Origin of the sequence: Silicimonas lutimaris (assembly GCF_047314965.1) — a bacterium.
Classification (GTDB): Bacteria; Pseudomonadota; Alphaproteobacteria; order Rhodobacterales; family Rhodobacteraceae; genus JAVJUV01.
The window spans coordinates 89,313-105,371 of sequence record NZ_JBLBVK010000038.1 but is presented as its reverse complement, the minus strand read 5'-3'; the positions used below and the strand labels follow the sequence as shown (position 1 = coordinate 105,371).

General features: G+C 60.4%; 13 protein-coding genes. 8 read left to right on the top strand and 5 right to left on the bottom strand.

Annotated features, from left to right (window positions below; all coding sequences use genetic code 11):
- The first annotated feature begins 121 nt into the window (after nucleotides 1–121).
- Nucleotides 122–2,377, top strand: a complete 2,256-nt coding sequence (locus tag ACKLNI_RS04745) for an NADP-dependent malic enzyme (protein ID WP_413717886.1) — start codon at nucleotides 122–124, stop codon at nucleotides 2,375–2,377.
- Nucleotides 2,378–2,428: 51 nt separating this feature from the next.
- On the opposite strand, the gene msrA is transcribed toward ACKLNI_RS04745, so the two are convergent.
- Nucleotides 2,429–3,091, bottom strand: a complete 663-nt coding sequence (gene msrA, locus ACKLNI_RS04740) for a peptide-methionine (S)-S-oxide reductase MsrA (protein ID WP_413717885.1) — start codon at nucleotides 3,089–3,091, stop codon at nucleotides 2,429–2,431.
- A gap of 130 nt (nucleotides 3,092–3,221) precedes the next feature.
- On the opposite strand from msrA, the gene ACKLNI_RS04735 reads away from it, so the two are divergent.
- The gene (locus ACKLNI_RS04735; RefSeq protein WP_413717884.1) at nucleotides 3,222–3,923 is read left to right on the top strand and encodes a sulfotransferase-like domain-containing protein; all 702 of its coding nucleotides are present in this window, start codon (nucleotides 3,222–3,224) and stop codon (nucleotides 3,921–3,923) included.
- A 269-nt stretch (nucleotides 3,924–4,192) separates the two neighbouring features.
- Here ACKLNI_RS04735 and ACKLNI_RS04730 read toward each other — a convergent pair whose 3' ends face one another.
- From ACKLNI_RS04730 to ACKLNI_RS04720, 3 genes are all read right to left on the bottom strand, one after another.
- A complete protein-coding gene (locus ACKLNI_RS04730) occupies nucleotides 4,193–5,410 on the bottom strand; it encodes an argininosuccinate synthase (RefSeq protein ID WP_413717883.1) in 1,218 nt (405 codons plus the stop codon).
- 121 nt (nucleotides 5,411–5,531) lie between these two features.
- Nucleotides 5,532–6,827, bottom strand: a complete 1,296-nt coding sequence (locus ACKLNI_RS04725; RefSeq protein ID WP_413717882.1) for a hypothetical protein — start codon at nucleotides 6,825–6,827, stop codon at nucleotides 5,532–5,534.
- A 452-nt stretch (nucleotides 6,828–7,279) separates the two neighbouring features.
- On the bottom strand, nucleotides 7,280–7,597 hold the full coding sequence (locus ACKLNI_RS04720; RefSeq protein ID WP_413717881.1) for an Hpt domain-containing protein: 318 nt from the start codon (nucleotides 7,595–7,597) through the stop codon (nucleotides 7,280–7,282).
- A gap of 108 nt (nucleotides 7,598–7,705) precedes the next feature.
- Here ACKLNI_RS04720 and ACKLNI_RS04715 point away from each other — a divergent pair, with 108 nt between their 5' ends.
- Nucleotides 7,706–8,959 carry a PP2C family protein-serine/threonine phosphatase gene (locus ACKLNI_RS04715; protein ID WP_413717880.1) on the top strand — a complete coding sequence of 418 codons (1,254 nt, stop codon included), beginning with the start codon at nucleotides 7,706–7,708 and terminating at the stop codon, nucleotides 8,957–8,959.
- Here the strand turns inward: ACKLNI_RS04715 and ACKLNI_RS04710 are convergent.
- The gene (locus ACKLNI_RS04710) at nucleotides 8,956–9,402 is read right to left on the bottom strand and encodes an NUDIX hydrolase (RefSeq protein ID WP_413717879.1); all 447 of its coding nucleotides are present in this window, start codon (nucleotides 9,400–9,402) and stop codon (nucleotides 8,956–8,958) included. The two genes, ACKLNI_RS04715 and ACKLNI_RS04710, sit on opposite strands and share 4 nt — an antisense overlap.
- A gap of 70 nt (nucleotides 9,403–9,472) precedes the next feature.
- Here ACKLNI_RS04710 and hslO point away from each other — a divergent pair, with 70 nt between their 5' ends.
- The 5 genes from hslO to ACKLNI_RS04685 all read left to right on the top strand — a co-directional run bounded on the left by hslO (nucleotide 9,473) and on the right by ACKLNI_RS04685 (nucleotide 16,059).
- A complete protein-coding gene (gene hslO / locus ACKLNI_RS04705; RefSeq protein ID WP_413717878.1) occupies nucleotides 9,473–10,459 on the top strand; it encodes an Hsp33 family molecular chaperone HslO in 987 nt (328 codons plus the stop codon).
- Nucleotides 10,449–11,057 (top strand): CoA pyrophosphatase, encoded by a 609-nt coding sequence (locus ACKLNI_RS04700; protein ID WP_413717877.1) that lies wholly within the window; start codon nucleotides 10,449–10,451, stop codon nucleotides 11,055–11,057. Before hslO ends, ACKLNI_RS04700 begins: the two co-directional genes overlap by 11 nt.
- Entirely contained in the window at nucleotides 11,044–12,207 is a 1,164-nt protein-coding gene (locus ACKLNI_RS04695; protein ID WP_413717876.1) for a CCA tRNA nucleotidyltransferase, read from the top strand. Before ACKLNI_RS04700 ends, ACKLNI_RS04695 begins: the two co-directional genes overlap by 14 nt.
- A gap of 163 nt (nucleotides 12,208–12,370) precedes the next feature.
- Nucleotides 12,371–14,221, top strand: coding sequence for an ABC transporter ATP-binding protein (locus tag ACKLNI_RS04690; RefSeq protein WP_413717875.1), 1,851 nt, complete (start codon nucleotides 12,371–12,373; stop codon nucleotides 14,219–14,221).
- The gene (locus tag ACKLNI_RS04685; RefSeq protein WP_413717874.1) at nucleotides 14,218–16,059 is read left to right on the top strand and encodes an ABC transporter ATP-binding protein; all 1,842 of its coding nucleotides are present in this window, start codon (nucleotides 14,218–14,220) and stop codon (nucleotides 16,057–16,059) included. The genes ACKLNI_RS04690 and ACKLNI_RS04685 overlap by 4 nt, the downstream gene beginning before the upstream one ends.

The following is a 16,059-nucleotide window of genomic DNA, read 5'->3' as shown; positions in this document are numbered from 1 at the left end:
CACACCCCCCAGTGCGGATTTCGTGGAATCTAACTGGCCGAGTCAGCGGAAGAAAGGCGAAATCGTGCTGTTGCCCCTGCCGTGGGGACCAGTAATGTCAACGGGCACAGGGAGGATAGGCATGGCGAATCCGAAATTTACACGTGAGGACGCACTGTCCTTTCACATGCATCCGACACCGGGAAAATTCGAGATTCATGCGACGGTGCCGATGACCACCCAGAGGGATCTGTCACTGGCCTATTCGCCTGGCGTTGCCATCCCTTGCGAGGAAATCGCAGCCAACCCCGAAGTTGCCTATGACTATACCAACAAGGGAAACCTTGTGGCAGTTGTATCCAATGGAACCGCGGTTCTGGGGTTGGGGAATCTGGGGGCGCTTGGCTCTAAGCCGGTCATGGAAGGCAAAGCAGTGCTGTTCAAGCGTTTCGCTGATGTCAATTCCATCGACATCGAACTTGATACGGAGGACGTGGACGCATTTTGTCAGGCTGTAAGGCTCATGAGCCCAACGTTTGGCGGCATCAATCTCGAGGACATAAAGGCGCCGGAGTGCTTCATCATCGAGCAGCGTCTGAAGGAAGAGTGCGACATACCCGTCTTTCACGATGACCAGCACGGAACCGCGGTGATCTGTGCAGCTGGTTTGCTGAATGCGCTGCAAATTTCAGGAAAGAAGATAGAAGACGTAAAAATCGTCTTGAACGGCGCAGGAGCCGCCGGGATTGCGTGTATCGAACTTCTCAAAAGGATGGGCGCTCGCCACGAGAACTGCATCGTCTGCGATACCAAGGGTGTCATCTGGCAGGGTCGTACCGAGGGCATGAACCAGTGGAAATCTGCGCATGCCATCAAGACCAAGCTCAGAACTCTGGAAGAGGCCATGGTTGGGGCCGACGTCTTTCTCGGCGTCAGCGTCAAGGGTGCGGTGACGCCCGAGATGGTGGAGAGAATGGCGCCAAACCCGGTCATTTTCGCCATGGCAAATCCTGATCCCGAAATCACTCCGGAGGAAGCGCAAGCAGTACGCGAAGACGCCATCGTTGCAACGGGGCGCTCGGATTACCCAAACCAGGTAAACAACGTTTTGGGGTTTCCGTATCTCTTCCGTGGAGCGTTGGACATCCACGCTCGCGCAATAAACGACGAGATGAAGATCGCCTGCGCCAAGGCTCTGGCCGAGTTGGCCCGAGAAGACGTTCCGGATGAAGTGGCCATAGCCTATGGCAGAAAACTGACCTTCGGAAGAGACTATATCATACCCACCCCGTTTGATCCGCGTCTAATTCATCGCGTGCCCACCGCGGTGGCAAGGGCAGGCATGGATACCGGCGTTGCGCGTCGACCGATCGTGGATATGGAATCCTATGAACTGGCGCTCAAATCCCGGATGGACCCTACCGCCAGTATTCTCCGGTCGATCAACGCGCGCGCAAGGGCCGCTCAATCCCGAATGATCTTTGCGGAGGGCGACGATACGCGCGTCCTGCGCGCAGCGGTTTCGTATCAACGCAACGGTTTCGGGAAAGCGCTGGTAGTGGGGCGCGAAGCGGACGTAAAGCAGCGGCTTGAAAGCGAGGGTTTGGGCGACGCGTTCTCCGAGCTTGAAATCGTAAACGCTGCAAATACTGCCCATTTGGATACGTACAAGGACTTCCTCTACAAGCGCCTTCAAAGATCGGGATTTGACCGGACGGACATCCACCGTCTTGCGGCACGAGACAGGCATGTCTTCGCCGCCCTTATGCTTGCACATGGTCACGGTGATGCGCTGGTAACGGGAGCAACACGAAAATCCGCGCATGTGCTGAGCCTTATCAACCACGTATTCGACGCCAGGGCCGAGGACGGCGCTGTCGGCGTGACGGCGCTTCTGCATCGAGGCCGGATCGTTCTTATCGCTGATACCTTGGTTCACGAATGGCCGGATGACCATGACCTTGCGCATATCGCTATTCAAAGTGCGAAAGTCGCCCGGTCACTGGGTCTGGAACCACGGGTCGCGTTCGTCAGTTTTTCTACCTTTGGATACCCGGTCTCCGAGCGTGCTGCGAAAATGCATTTCGCACCAAAGGTTCTGGACGGGATGGATGTCGATTTCGAGTACGAAGGGGAAATGACCGTCGACGTGGCTCTGAATCCGAAAGCGAGAGAAGCCTATCCGTTCTCGCGATTGACCGGGCCCGCCAATATTCTCGTCGTTCCAGCGCGTCACTCGGCTTCGATCTCGGTCAAGCTGATGCAGGAAATGGCGGGAGCTACCGTGATCGGACCAATTTTGACCGGCGTCGACAAGCCTATCCAGATCTTGCCGTCCGTCAGCAGCGTGAACGATATCCTGCACATGGCGGTGCTGGCCGCTTGCAAGGTCGGCTAGAAACTTAGGAGAAAAGCCACCGCGCGAACATCGCTTCTTGGTTGTCGGCGATCAGCCGGCAAACAGTGCAGAGCTTCCCCAGAGCTCGCGGACACGTTTGTCACGACCGCAAGCATCGCGGTAGAACTTGTAGGCATCCATCATCTTTTTCGGGCCGCGTCGCGTGAGCACGATATCGGATTTCTTGTAATAGTCCTGGTGGTAGTCTTCTGCATCGTAGAACGGCTTGGCGTCCAAGATCGGCGTAACGATCTTGCGACCAAGATCGCTTTCGGCGGCGGCTTTTGCGGCCTCTGCTGCTGCGCGCTCCTGGGGCGAAGAAACGAAGATCGCGGTTCGGTAACTTTCTCCACGATCGCAGAACTGCCCGCCCGCATCGGTTGGGTCAACCGAGCGGAAAAACGCATGAAGCAACTGATCATAAGATATTTTTGCGGGATCATACCGAACTTCAACTGCTTCGAAATGCCCAGTGCCGCCGCGTGTTACCTGCTTGTAGGTCGGATTCGCCACCGTGCCGCCGGTGTAACCTGAGACGACTTCCCTGACTCCCTTGAGTTTTTCGAAGTCGGCCTCGACACACCAGAAGCAGCCACCTGCGAAATAGGCCCTTTCGGATGAGGCTGCGCGGGCGACGTTGCACTGGGCCGCAAGTCCGAGGACGATGAGTACCGCCAGAAGCGGGGCTTTCATGGACTGAAGTGTCAGGGTCATTTCAGGGCTCCTGTTCAATTGCCGGAAGAATGCGCCCCAACCGTTGCCCGTAGCAATTCAACGGCGCGTGATGTCGCGCTTGTGTGATCTGTGTTTCAATCCTAGCGTCGCCCGGAAAAGGAGGCTTTCAATGCGAATTGCCATGTGGTCCGGGCCGCGCAACATCTCGACAGCGATGATGTATTCCTTTGGAAACAGGGAAGATTTCGCGGCGTGGGACGAACCGTTCTATGCGGCCTACCTGGCGGCGACGGGGATTGATCATCCGATGCGGGATGAGGTGTTGGCGGCGCATGAGAGCGATCCGCAAAAGGTGGCGGAGGCCTGTGTGGGACCCATCCCGGATGGGAAAGAGCACTTTTACATGAAGCATATGCCATTCCACATGGTCGATGGTTTTCCGATGGACTGGGCTCGTGACTGCGTGAACGTCCACCTGATCCGGCACCCGGCACGGGTGGTGGCGAGCTATGTGGCAAAGCGCGAGAATCCGACGATGCAGGACATAGGCTACGCGCGTCAGACGGAACTATTCCAGCGCATCCCGGGGCCGGTTCTGGACAGCGGCGATATTCGCAACAATCCCGAAGGGATTCTGAGAAAACTATGTGATATCATTGGATTGCCCTTCGATACGGCAATGTTGTCGTGGCCTGCCGGCCCGAAGGGTTTTGACGGGGCCTGGGCGCCGCACTGGTACGGGGCGGTGCATCGGTCGACCGGCTTTGCCGGGCCCGAAGGACCATTGCCGGAGGTTGGTGGAGCGCAGGCGGCTTTGGTGGAAGAAGCCCTGCCGCATTATAAGAAGCTGTTCGAGCGGCGGATTCGTTAACGACTTCTTCCCACAAGGTTCGCGTCGTTCTGCTGCGTCGTGCGGGGCCAGGAGCAGATTCCCTTAAAAGCAAGGGCAAGACGCGATCGGCAAACCGTCCGCAAAGCGTCGGCAAAGCGTATGGCAAAGGAAAATGCTATATATCCGGCGCTACCAGATGTAGCGATCGGGGGAGGGGGCTCTGCCCCCGTCGCGCAAGCGCGACTCCCCCCGAAGTATTTTGGCCAAGAGGAAGGACAATTTTAGTCGAATTGTCCTGAGCTTCTCGATCAGCCGAGACGGCGCTTTCTTGCTGCCAGCAGTTTCAGCCGGAGCGCGTTCAGCTGGATGAAGCCCTGCGCGTCCTTCTGGTCGTAGGCGCCGGCATCTTCCTCGAAGGTGACGTGCTGTTCGGAATAGAGCGAGTGATCCGACCAACGCGCGACGGTGCGGGCCGAGCCCTTGTAGAGCTTTATGCGAACAGTGCCGGTGACATGTTCCTGGCTTTTGTCGATCAGCGCCTGGAGCATCTCGCGCTCGGGCGAGAACCAGAAGCCGTTGTAGATCAGTTCGGCATAGCGCGGCATGATCGAATCCTTCAGGTGACCCGCGCCGGAGTCGAGCGTGATCTGTTCGATGCCGCGATGGGCTTCGAGCAGAATGGTGCCGCCGGGTGTCTCGTAGACCCCGCGCGATTTCATGCCGACGAAACGGTTCTCGACGAGGTCGAGGAGGCCGACGCCGTGCTTGCCGCCAAGCTCGTTGAGTTTGGTGAGGATCGTGGCAGGCGACATCGCCTTGCCGTTGATCGACACCGCGTCGCCCTTTTCGAAGCCAATCTCGATGAACTCCGGGGTATCCGGCGCCTGCTCGACGGGAACGACGCGCTGGGCGACGTAGTCGGGAGCCTCGACCGCAGGGTCTTCCAGCACCTTGCCTTCGGAGGAGGTGTGCAGAAGGTTTGCGTCGACCGAGAACGGCGCTTCGCCACGCTTGTCCTTGGCGATAGGGATCTGGTTCTTTTCGGCGAAGTCGAGAAGTTTCGTCCGCGAGGTCAGGTCCCAGAGCCGCCAGGGCGCAATGACCTTGATATCGGGGTTCAGCGCATAGGCGGAGAGTTCGAAACGGACTTGGTCATTGCCCTTGCCGGTCGCCCCGTGGCTGACGGCGTCGGCGCCAGTTTCGGCGGCGATTTCTACCAGCCGCTTGGAGATCAGCGGGCGGGCAATGGAGGTGCCGAGCAGGTAGAGACCCTCGTACAGCGCGTTGGCGCGAAACATCGGGAAGACGAAATCCCGGGTGAATTCCTCGCGCAGGTCTTCGATGTAGATTTCCTTGACGCCCAGCAACTCGGCCTTGGCGCGAGCGGGCTCCAGCTCTTCCCCCTGGCCGAGATCGGCGGTGAAGGTGACAACTTCGCAGCCGTATTCGGACTGAAGCCATTTCAGGATGATCGAGGTATCGAGGCCGCCGGAATAGGCAAGCACGACTTTCTTGGGCGCGGACATGGATGTTTCCCGGATTCTGGTATCCGTGGGCGTTTACGTTTTTTCAGGCGCGGGAACAAGGTGGCGAGGCAAAGGAAAAGGGCGGCCGAAGCCGCCCTTGTTGGTGGATTAATGCCGGATGCTATTCGACGGCGGCGATTTCCTCGTCCGGAGCGCATTCGGTTGATTCTGCGTCACACTCAGTTAGCTCCTCTTGGACCGGCTCTTCTTCCGTCGATACGTCGGCTTCTACCTCGGCCACAGCGGCTGCGATAGCCTCGGCTTCGGCGTCGAGCCGTTCATGTAACGCAGCGAGGAGCTCAGCTTCGGTTTCGGCGGGCGCGGTTCCGGACTTGTTCCAGAGCGCGAGGACTTCGGCCTCGGCCTCGGCCTGGCCCGCCACCTTTTCATTGGCTTCGGTGACTTCTTCTTCGCTCGGTTCAGTCTTTTGAACGTCCGTACGGGAGGCCACATCGCCGTCGAGGTTTTCGATGGCACCGTTGAGTACCGTGTCTTCGTCGGCCGGGGGCGTGCCGGCCTTGTCGGACAGATAGTCAGCGAGCGGATCGTCACCTTGATACATCGCATCTGCCAAGGCCTGATCGAGGTCGGCCTGGGCATCGACCGGATCGGTGTAGGCGGAGATTGCGTCATCGACCTGGATGACGCCGGCTCCCGCGGCGAGATAGTCGTCAAGAGCGGTGTCGCCGAAGAACCCGGCGCCTTCGAGCGCCGTCTTCAGGTCGGCCTCGGACTGCTCGGCACTTGCCAGCGCACCGATCGCGTCCTCGATCGGCTGAATCGGTTCGATCGGGTCCTTGCCATCGAGGGCGGCGAAATAATCTTCGACACTTTCGTAACCGGCACGCTGGAGTTCGCCCTCAAGCGTCAGGAAGTCCTGCTGAAGGTCAAGAACGACCTGACCTTCGTTCGCCTTGGTCTTGGCAACCGCGAGAAGCGCCATGGCGCCGACAGGACCATTGGTGTTCCCGTTCTTGATGTGCGCCAGAACGGCGTTGATATTTGCATTTAGCGCGCCGTTCATGTTGCCAAGGTTGCTGGGGTGCATCGCATCCTTGACAGGACGCTCTTTCGGCTCAGCCGAGGCGAGTTTTGCCGAGTTGCCCGTGGACTTTGATTTGGCGGACTTCGCCTTGTCCTTGCCGGTCAGCTTCTGGAAGAAATTGTCCAGCCCGCCATGGCCGCGGCTCTTGCCGCCGCCGGAGGAGGAAGACGCGGATTTCGTTCCCGAGTTGCCCTTTGAGCCGCCTGCGGATGATTTTGCGGAACCGCCCTTGCCGTTGCCATTGCCACCGGCCTTGTCGGACTTTGCGAATGCGACATCGGCCATCGCGACGTAGGCGATGGTTGCAGCGGGTACGATGGCCAGAGACGAGACCATAAGAGCGGTCAATGGACCCTTGAACTTGTTCGACATGTATTCATTTCCTCCGTGTTTCGGCGTGGGGGCCAGTCGGGTTCCCAGGGACGCTAGGCAGCGTATGTGGCGAGACTTTGGCAGTCATCACCGGATGTTCGGAAATGAGCGGGAAATTGCGACCTTTGATGAGGCGGATTGTGATTTTCAGGATGGAGACTTGGGGGAATTTATTTCCGGAAAGACATTATAATATATATAAGTAGTTGTTTTATATATAGAAAGAGTAGGTTATTAAATTTTTTGGACGAGATCGAAGCCACTACATCTGCCAATGAACTACGAGGCGCGCGATTTGGACGCGTATGCAAAAGAAATTCTGCATTTGTCCACAATGCGGCATCAATCATGGCATGAAGATGTCACTGAGCATAATGCGCGAATAACCGTTTCAAGGGCGTGTTCAGTTTTCTATTCGAGTGCGAATCGGTGAGAGGAACGATCTGGTCGTGTCAGGTTTCCAATTCCAGACACAATGCCTGCCGGGCCTTGCGGAAAGCGTGCATGATCGGCGCCAGGTCGGGTGGATTGCTGGCGTCGCTGCGCCAGGATTTCTCGGCGGCGAGACAAAGTTGTCCGACCTCGGACATGCCGATGTTCAGCGCGCTTCCCTTCAGGAAGTGGAGATCTTCACCGAGGTTTCCTGAGGGATGCCTCCGGATACGATCCAGCGTTTCCTCAACCTCCTCGCAGAAGAGCGCAACGACTTCGGCAAGGTCTTCGGCGCCGACCTCTTCCCTGAGGTCGGCCAGGCGTTCTGTATCGATCATGGCGATACCTCCTGCGAAACCTGATAGCCGGCGAAGGTAAACAAGCGGTTCTTCATTCAATTGCTATCCTTCAGCGCGTCTTAACGTCTTTCGGAGATAGGCGACGACATGGCGCGCGAATTTTCCCTTCCCGAGAATGCTCATCCGGTGGCCGGCGGAGAGATGGTTCTGGTCGTTGACGACAGCCGTGCGCATCGCCAGCTGATGACCCGCACACTTGCGCGGTGGGGGTATTCGGTGGTGGAGGCCGAGAGTGGTGAAGAGGCCCTGGAGATTTGCCGGACGTGCGACATAGGGTTGATCATCAGCGACTGGATGATGCCCGGAATCTCGGGTGTCGAGTTCTGCCGGATCTACCGGAAAATGAAACGTGACCGGCCCGGTTACTTCATCCTTCTAACCGCGCAGACCGATCGCGAGATTCTGGCCGAGGGTCTGGAAAGCGGAGCGGACGACTTTCTGTCGAAACCGGTCAGCTCAATAGAACTGCATGCAAGGCTGCGCGCGGGAGAGCGTGTGCTGAACGCACAGCGCGCCCTGTCGGTGAAGAATGCGGAACTACGGCTGACGCGGGACAAGCTTTCGGAGGCATATTCGGCGATCGACCGCGATCTTCGCGAGGCGCGGCGCTTCCAAGAGGGCCTTGTGCCCGACGCTTTCGTTCCTCTTGAGGGTGCCGATGTCTCGCTTCTGTTCCGGCCCAGCGGCCATGTCGGCGGCGATATGGTCGGTTATTTTCCGATCCGAGAGGGCGAGCGGGGCATTTATGCCGTCGACGTCTCGGGCCATGGGGTCAGCTCGGCGCTCATGACGGCGCGGATCGCGTCCTATTTCAGCGGTGCCGCCCCCGAGCGGAACATCGCACTGGTCGCCACGGCGGATGGTTTCGATATGCTTGCCCCGGATGAAGTGTGCGACAGGCTGAATGTTCTTCTTCAGGGGGACACGGACTCGGACCAATACCTGACAATGGTTTTGGCGTGCGTGTCCCTGCGAACCGGTGAAGTCGTCCTGTGCCAGGCGGGACATCCCAGCCCCTTGATCCTGCGGGCAGACGGCCGGATGGAGTTTCACGAAAGATTTGGCATGCCCATCGGCCTTGTGAACACAGCCCAGTACGAGGTCTCGAGAATCACGCTTGGGTCGGGAGACCGACTTCTGATCTATTCGGACGGCATCACGGAATGTCCGGACTCAGAGGGAAATCTCCTGGCAGAAGGGGGCCTTTCGCAGATTCTGCGGGACAGGGCTGAACTGCGAGGCCCGGCCCTGCTGTCCGGTCTGGTCGATGCGCTGGGCGCGTTCGCATCGAGCCGCGATTTTCCGGACGATCTGTCGGCAATCCTTGTCGAGCGCGCCTAGATTGCGAGACCGGCGGTCTTTTGAATGAACATCCTGTCGCCGGGGTTGGCGACAAGTTCGGCCGCAATATCGGGCGAGGTCCAGATGGCTGTGTGCCCCTCTTCGGTTGGAGGGCCGAGCCGCATCGAGGGGCGCGCCAAATAGACGTGACAGATCTTCTCTGCCCAAAGGTCGTATTCGGGCATGTAGGTGAACCGCCGGAACACACCAAGACGGGTGGCGCGGCCGATCCGCCAGCCGGTCTCTTCGAGTACTTCGCGATGCAGGGCAGGGATCGGATCCTCGCCCGGATCGATCCCGCCGCCCGGAAGCTGGTATTCCGGTTCGGGTTCCATCTGGTGGGTCAGGAGCACGGCACCGTTGCGTATGAGGACAGCGTAGATACCGGGTCTCTGCCGATATCTGATTCCGGCCCTTACAGGTTCGCCGATGCGAGGGATCATGCCTTGGTCCTCAGCTTGCAGTGACTATATAGACGCGGTATGGCACGCAGCCGTTGCCCAAGGAAACCCCATGAGTATTGGATCGAAAATCGCCTGGGACGATACCGTCCTGCCGTTTCAGCTGGACCGGACCGACACGCGTGGCCGCGTGGCGCGTCTGGACGGAGTCCTGCAGCGGGTTCTTGCCCAGCATGACTATCCTCCTGCCATCGAGGCCCTGATCGCCGAGGCGACCTTGCTGACGGCAATGATTGGCCAGACGATCAAATTGCGTTGGAAACTATCGCTGCAAGTGCGCGGCGACGGTCCGGCGCGCCTGATCGCGACCGACTATTACGGGCCTTCCGAGGATGGTCAGCCTGCGCGCATTCGTGCCTATGCCAGTTTCGACGAAACGCGGCTTGAGCCGAATGGCGATCCGTTTCGCCAGATCGGAAAGGGTTACTTCGCGATTCTCATCGATCAGGGGCAGGGCATGACTCCCTACCAGGGCATCACGCCCATTGCGGGCGGATCGCTGGCTGCCTGTGCCGAGACCTATTTCGCGCAGTCTGAGCAGTTGCCTACGCGGTTCGCTCTGAGCTTTGGCCAGTCGCAGACGCCTGGTGAGCCGCTTCACTGGCGCGCCGGTGGCGTGATGTTGCAGCAGATGCCGGAGGCATCGCCGCATGCGACCGGTGGCGGATCGGGCGACGGCGGGCTTCTGGAGGCCACCGACATCCTTGAGGGCGACGCCGCCGAGGACTGGAACCACGTGAACGTCCTGCTGGATACGGCCGAGGATATGGAGCTGATCGGTCCCAGTGTGCAGCCGTCCGAGTTGCTGGTCCGCCTGTTTCATGAAGACGGTCCGCGGGTGTTCGATGCGCAGCCGGTGGAATTCGGCTGCACCTGTTCGCCTGATCGTGTGCGCCAGACGTTGTCGATCTACTCGGCCAAGGACATCGGCCATATGACGACGGACGAGGGCATCGTGACGGCGGATTGCCAGTTTTGCGGCGCGCATTACGAATTCGACCCGGCGACGCTTGGGTTCGAGGCGAAGGATGACATCTGATCTTCGGTTCCGGCTTGATCGTGCGCTTGCGATGCACGGGCGTCCGTCGTCGGACTTTGACCTGAACAAGGGCGTGGTGCTGCCCGAGGGGCGCCCGCTGCGCGCTGCCGGCGTGCTTGTGCCTGTAATTGACAGGGGGCGCGACGCGCATGTGCTTCTGACCAAGCGCTCGTCCGCGCTGAAGCACCATCCCGGCCAGATCGCCTTTCCGGGCGGCAAAGTCGATCCGGACGACCGCGACGTGGTGGCAACCGCTTTGCGCGAGGCGCGCGAGGAGATTGGTCTGATCGAAGGTCAGGCAGAAGTCCTGGGCGCGCTGCCGTCGCATGAGACGGTGACCGGGTTTACCGTGACTCCGGTGCTTGCGCTGATCGATCCCGGGTTCCGCGCCATGCCCGAGGCCGGCGAGGTCGAAGAAGTCTTCGAGGTGCCGCTGGATCACGTCATGGACATCGCGCAGTACAGGATCCAGTCGCGCCGCTGGCGGGGGCAGGTGCGGTCTTACTTTGCGGTTCCTTGGGGACCCTATTACATCTGGGGAGCGACGGCGCGCATGTTGCGGGCCCTGGCTGATCGGATGGCGGATGACGCGGATTGAGGCGGACTGGCTGAACGCGCGAGCGACCCAAAGGGTTTTCGCAATGCTGCTTGATGCCGGGTTTCAGGCCTATGCGGTCGGGGGCTGTGTGCGCGACAGCCTCTTGGGCATGCCCGTCAAGGACATCGACATAACGACGGATGCCCGGCCCGAAATGGTTCTGAACCTTGCGGTCGCAGCCGGATTTCACGCCGTGCCGACGGGGATCGATCATGGAACGGTCACTGTCGTCTCAAGCGGCGTGCCGCATGAGGTGACCACGTTCCGCCATGATGTCGAGACGGACGGGCGGCGCGCGACCGTGGCTTTCGCGGGGACAATCGACGAGGACGCGCGCCGGCGCGATTTCACGATGAACGCGCTTTATGCCGACAGCGAGGGTCATGTGCAGGATCCGATCGGGGGACTGCCGGACCTTGCGGCGCGGCGCATCCGGTTTATCGAGGATGCCCCGACGCGTATCCGGGAGGACTATCTGAGAAGCCTTCGGTTCTTCCGGTTTCACGCCTGGTACGGGGATTCGGCGGAAGGTTTCGATCCCGAGGCGATCGCGGCGATCGCGGCCCATGTGGACGGTCTGGCTGCCCTATCGCGGGAGAGGATCGGGGCCGAGGTGATGAAGCTGCTGGCGGCGCCCAATCCTGCGCCGGCTGTTGCCGGCATGCGATCGACTGGCGTTCTTTCCGCGATCATGCCCGGGACCGACGACCGGGCGCTGGCTCCGCTGGTGCACCTGGAGCATTCTGTCGGGCTTGCCCCCGATGCCTTGCGTCGGCTGGCGGCGCTTGGTGGAGAGGGCTTGCGGGAAGGCTTGAGGTTGTCACGCAGGGATGCCGCCCGGTTGTCGGATATCAGGAAGGCGACCGCGATGTCGCCGGCAGAGGCGGGATACCGGCTTGGTGCGCGAACGGCTTTGGACGGTCTGGTTCTGGCGGCTGCATCGATCGGGTCATCGGTGGACATGGCTGCGATCACCGACGCGCGGCATGCCGCGGAACAGGAATTTCCGATCAGGGCGGTTGACCTGATGCCGGAGTTCTCGGGGCCGGACCTGGGCCGGATGATGGACACGCTTGAGCAAGCATGGATCGACAGCGGGTTCGGCATTACGCGGAGCGACCTGTTGAGGCGCGCAGGCAAACGGGGATGACAGCCCGGGTGCGATCCGCTATTCAGTCGAAGCCGCACGTGGAGGGCAGCCGATGAAGTTCAGGATCCGCACAGCACTGGCCTGACTGGCCCGGTCCTGAAGGGACGGCCAGGCCACACGCCGTCTTTCATTGCAGCATATCCACCAGAAGGCTTTTTGCCCGATGTTTCGTTTCTTTGAGAATCTGGTTGATCCCTATTGCGACTATCCGCTTGAGGATCGGCCCCCGACAAAACTCTGGCCATTCCTGAAGGCCTATGCCCAGCCGTTTCGCGGCCTTTTCGTTGTGACCGCCATCCTGACGTCCGTCGTGGCCTTCATCGAGATCTGGCTGATCTCGTATATCGGGCGGCTGGTAGACGTTCTTGCTGACACGGAACCCTCGGCCTTCTGGTCCGAGCATGGTGTGGAAATGGCCCTTGTCGCCATTTTCCTCCTGTTGCTCCGGCCGCTGCTTCAGATGCTGGATGTCGGGCTGCTGAACAACGCGATCATGCCGAATTTCGGCACGCTGATCCGGTGGCGCGCGCACAGCCATGTGTTGCGGCAGTCGGTGGGATGGTTCGAGAACGATTTCGCCGGGCGCATTGCGAACCGGATCATGCAGACGCCGCCGGCGGCGGGCGAAGCGGTGTTTCAGGTCTTTGACGCTCTGACCTATTCGGCGGCTTATGTCATAGGTGCGGTGGTCCTGTTGTCGGGTTCCGATCCGGCGCTCACGCTGCCTTTGCTTGTCTGGCTTGTCCTTTACGGGCTTTTGGTGCGCTGGACCGTTCAGCGAGTCGGCCCTGCCTCGAAGGCCGCTTCGGACGCGCGCAGCGCTGTCACGGGACGCGTCGTCGACAGCTATACCAACATTCATTCGGTGAAGATGTTTGCGCATACGTCGACCGAGCGCGACTATGCCAAGGAAGCCATCGAGACATCGCGCCAGACGTTCCAGGTCGAGATGCGGATTTATACGCGAATGGACGTGGCGCTGACCCTGATCAACGGGTTCCTGATTGTAGCGGTCGTGGGCTGGGCGATCTGGCTTTGGTCGGTGGATGCCGCAAGCGTGGGAATTGTCGCCGTCGCGTCGTCACTGGTGCTGCGCCTGAATGCGATGACCGGATGGATCATGTGGGCGCTTACCAGCTTTTTCCGGAACCTGGGCGTTGTGGCAGAAGGTATGGAGACCATCGCGCAGCCCATCGATCTTGTCGATGCGCAGGGTGCTTGTCCGCTGCTACCCGGTCCGGGCCGGATCGAGTTGGAGGGTGTGTCGCATCACTATGGGCGCGGCAGCGGCGGTCTGGACCGGATCGATCTGACGATCGAGCCCGGTGAAAAGGTCGGACTTGTTGGCCGTTCGGGCGCGGGCAAGTCGACGCTGGTCAAACTGTTGCTTCGGTTTTACGACGTGGAGACCGGGCGCATTCTGATCGACGGACAGGACATCGGCCTGGTCACGCAAGACTCACTGCGGGCGCGGATCGGCATGGTCCAGCAGGACAGCTCGCTGCTGCATCGTTCGGTGCGCGACAATATCCGTTACGGACGCCCCGATGCGACCGAGGATGAGATTGTCAGGGCGGCGGAGCAGGCCGAGGCGCACGACTTTATCCGGGACCTGTCCGATCCTGCGGGGCGGACCGGCTATGATGCGCATGTGGGCGAGCGCGGCGTCAAGCTGTCAGGCGGTCAGCGGCAGAGGATTGCGCTGGCCCGTGTGATCCTGAAAAACGCGCCGATCCTTGTGCTGGACGAAGCCACAAGCGCGCTGGACAGCGAGGTGGAGGCGGCGATTCAGAACACGCTTTACGGGATGATGGAGGGCAAAACGGTCATCGCGATTGCGCACCGTCTCTCGACCATCGCGCATATGGATCGGATCGTGGTGATCGACGATGGGCATATCGTCGAGGAGGGAAGCCACGATGTGCTTCTGGCGCGTGGTGGTCTATATGCAAGGTTCTGGAACCGCCAGTCGGGCGGGTTCATCGGGATCGAGAAGGACACCGCGGCGGAATGAGTCTCTCCGATCGTCTCACGCGCATGATCGACCCCTATGCCGAGGCGGCGGGGTCACCGCCGCGGCAGTTCTGGCCCTTCGCGCGCTGGGCTCTCGCCGGAGCCGGGCCCGCGATTCTGGTGGCGGCGGTCATCATCTTCGCTGCCGCAACGACCGAGGTTCTGTCGGCATGGTTTACGGGCTGGGCCATCGACATCGCCGAGGCGGCGGAACCCGGAAGTTTCTGGGAGCCATTCACACCAGTGATCCTGGTGGGGGTCGTCTTCTTTCTTGTGCTGCGCCCCATCGTCTTTGCCGCCGATGCCGGGGTGACGTCTGTCTTGCTGGGACCGCATCTGTTTCCGCTGGTGATCTCGCGCGTGCATCGTCACACGCTGGGACAGTCGATGCGTTTCTTCGAGAACGATTTCGCAGGGCGCGTGGCGCAGAAGGAGATCCAGACGGCTTCGGCGTTGACCGAGATCGTGATCGAAGTTCTGGATGTCGGGCTTTATGCCGCCGCGATGTTCTTCGGAGCGCTGATCCTGATGGGTGGGCTCGATCCACGACTTCTGGGCATCTTTGCGATCTGGGGGGTCGCCTATGCCGCGGCGCTGGTGTTCTTCATTCCGCGCGTGCGCCGCAGATCGAAGGCACGGGCTGGCGCGCGCGCGGGCATGACTGGTCAGGTCGTGGATACCATCACCAACATCGCAACGGTCAAGTTGTTCTCGGACGACGAGTTCGAGAACCTTGCCGCTCGGCGTGCCTTCGAGGATTTGCGCCTGCGGTCCGTTGAGTTCGGCGTTCTCTCGATGTGGTTTCGGCTGACGCTGACGGCGTTGTCGGGCGTTTTGCCATTTGCCGCGATCGTGGGCGCGCTTTGGCTTTGGAGCGTCGGTCAGGCGAGTTCCGGAGATATCGCAGCCGTGGCGATGGTTGCGACGCGGCTTGGCATGGTGACGAACCGGTTCGGCCGGGTCGCGGTGATGATCTATGCCCATGTGGGCGAAGTTCAGGACGGGATCGCCACGCTGGCGCCTCCGCATGAGGTGCAGGACCGTCCGGGTGCGGTGGAGCCGGCGGAGGCGGGGGAGGTGCGGTTCGAAAATGTGCGCTTCGCCTATGGCGGCAGGGTCAGCGCCATTTCGGGGATCGATCTGACGATCCGTCCGGGCGAGAAAGTTGCGCTGGTTGGCGCGTCGGGTGCCGGCAAGTCGACGCTCGTGGCGCTGTTGCTGCGCCTTTACGATGTCGAGCATGGCAGGATCACGATTGGCGGAATCGATGTGCGCGACATGACGCAGACCGGGCTGCGGCATTTGATCTCGGTGGTTCGTCAGGACGTTGCGATGTTCAACCGCACGGCCAGAGACAACATCATCTACGGCCGCCCAGACGCGACAGAAGACGAGATGATCGATGCGTCCAAGCGGGCCGAAGCGCATGAGTTCATCCTCGGCTTGCAGGATCATGTGGGACGGCAAGGGTACAACGCCTATCTTGGGGAGCGCGGGGTCAAGCTGTCTGGCGGCCAACGCCAGCGGATCGCGCTTGCGCGCGCGATCCTGAAGGATGCTCCAATCCTTGTTCTCGACGAAGCGACCAGCGCTTTGGACAGCGAAGTTGAGGCCTCTATTCAGGGGGCGCTGGAGCGTGTGATGGAAGGCAAGACGGTTCTGGCCATTGCGCATCGCCTCTCTACCATTGCCCATATGGACCGGATCGTGGTGCTGGAAGACGGGCAGATCGTCGAGCAGGGCACGCATGACGAATTGCTGGAACTGGACGGGACCTATGCGCGGTTCTGGCAGCGCCAGTCGGGCGGCTTTATCGGGATGCAAGAGGCGGCGGAATAG

Bases quoted from the DNA above. Each gene is read 5' to 3' on its own strand.
- ACKLNI_RS04745 (WP_413717886.1), top strand. From the start codon at position 122: ATGGCGAATCCGAAATTTACACGTGAGGACGCACTGTCCTTTCACATG.
- msrA (WP_413717885.1), bottom strand. From the start codon at position 3,091: ATGACCCTGACACTTCAGTCCATGAAAGCCCCGCTTCTGGCGGTACTC.
- ACKLNI_RS04735 (WP_413717884.1), top strand. From the start codon at position 3,222: ATGCGAATTGCCATGTGGTCCGGGCCGCGCAACATCTCGACAGCGATG.
- ACKLNI_RS04730 (WP_413717883.1), bottom strand. From the start codon at position 5,410: ATGTCCGCGCCCAAGAAAGTCGTGCTTGCCTATTCCGGCGGCCTCGAT.
- ACKLNI_RS04725 (WP_413717882.1), bottom strand. From the start codon at position 6,827: ATGTCGAACAAGTTCAAGGGTCCATTGACCGCTCTTATGGTCTCGTCT.
- ACKLNI_RS04720 (WP_413717881.1), bottom strand. From the start codon at position 7,597: ATGATCGATACAGAACGCCTGGCCGACCTCAGGGAAGAGGTCGGCGCC.
- ACKLNI_RS04715 (WP_413717880.1), top strand. From the start codon at position 7,706: ATGGCGCGCGAATTTTCCCTTCCCGAGAATGCTCATCCGGTGGCCGGC.
- ACKLNI_RS04710 (WP_413717879.1), bottom strand. From the start codon at position 9,402: ATGATCCCTCGCATCGGCGAACCTGTAAGGGCCGGAATCAGATATCGG.
- hslO (WP_413717878.1), top strand. From the start codon at position 9,473: ATGAGTATTGGATCGAAAATCGCCTGGGACGATACCGTCCTGCCGTTT.
- ACKLNI_RS04700 (WP_413717877.1), top strand. From the start codon at position 10,449: ATGACATCTGATCTTCGGTTCCGGCTTGATCGTGCGCTTGCGATGCAC.
- ACKLNI_RS04695 (WP_413717876.1), top strand. From the start codon at position 11,044: ATGACGCGGATTGAGGCGGACTGGCTGAACGCGCGAGCGACCCAAAGG.
- ACKLNI_RS04690 (WP_413717875.1), top strand. From the start codon at position 12,371: ATGTTTCGTTTCTTTGAGAATCTGGTTGATCCCTATTGCGACTATCCG.
- ACKLNI_RS04685 (WP_413717874.1), top strand. From the start codon at position 14,218: ATGAGTCTCTCCGATCGTCTCACGCGCATGATCGACCCCTATGCCGAG.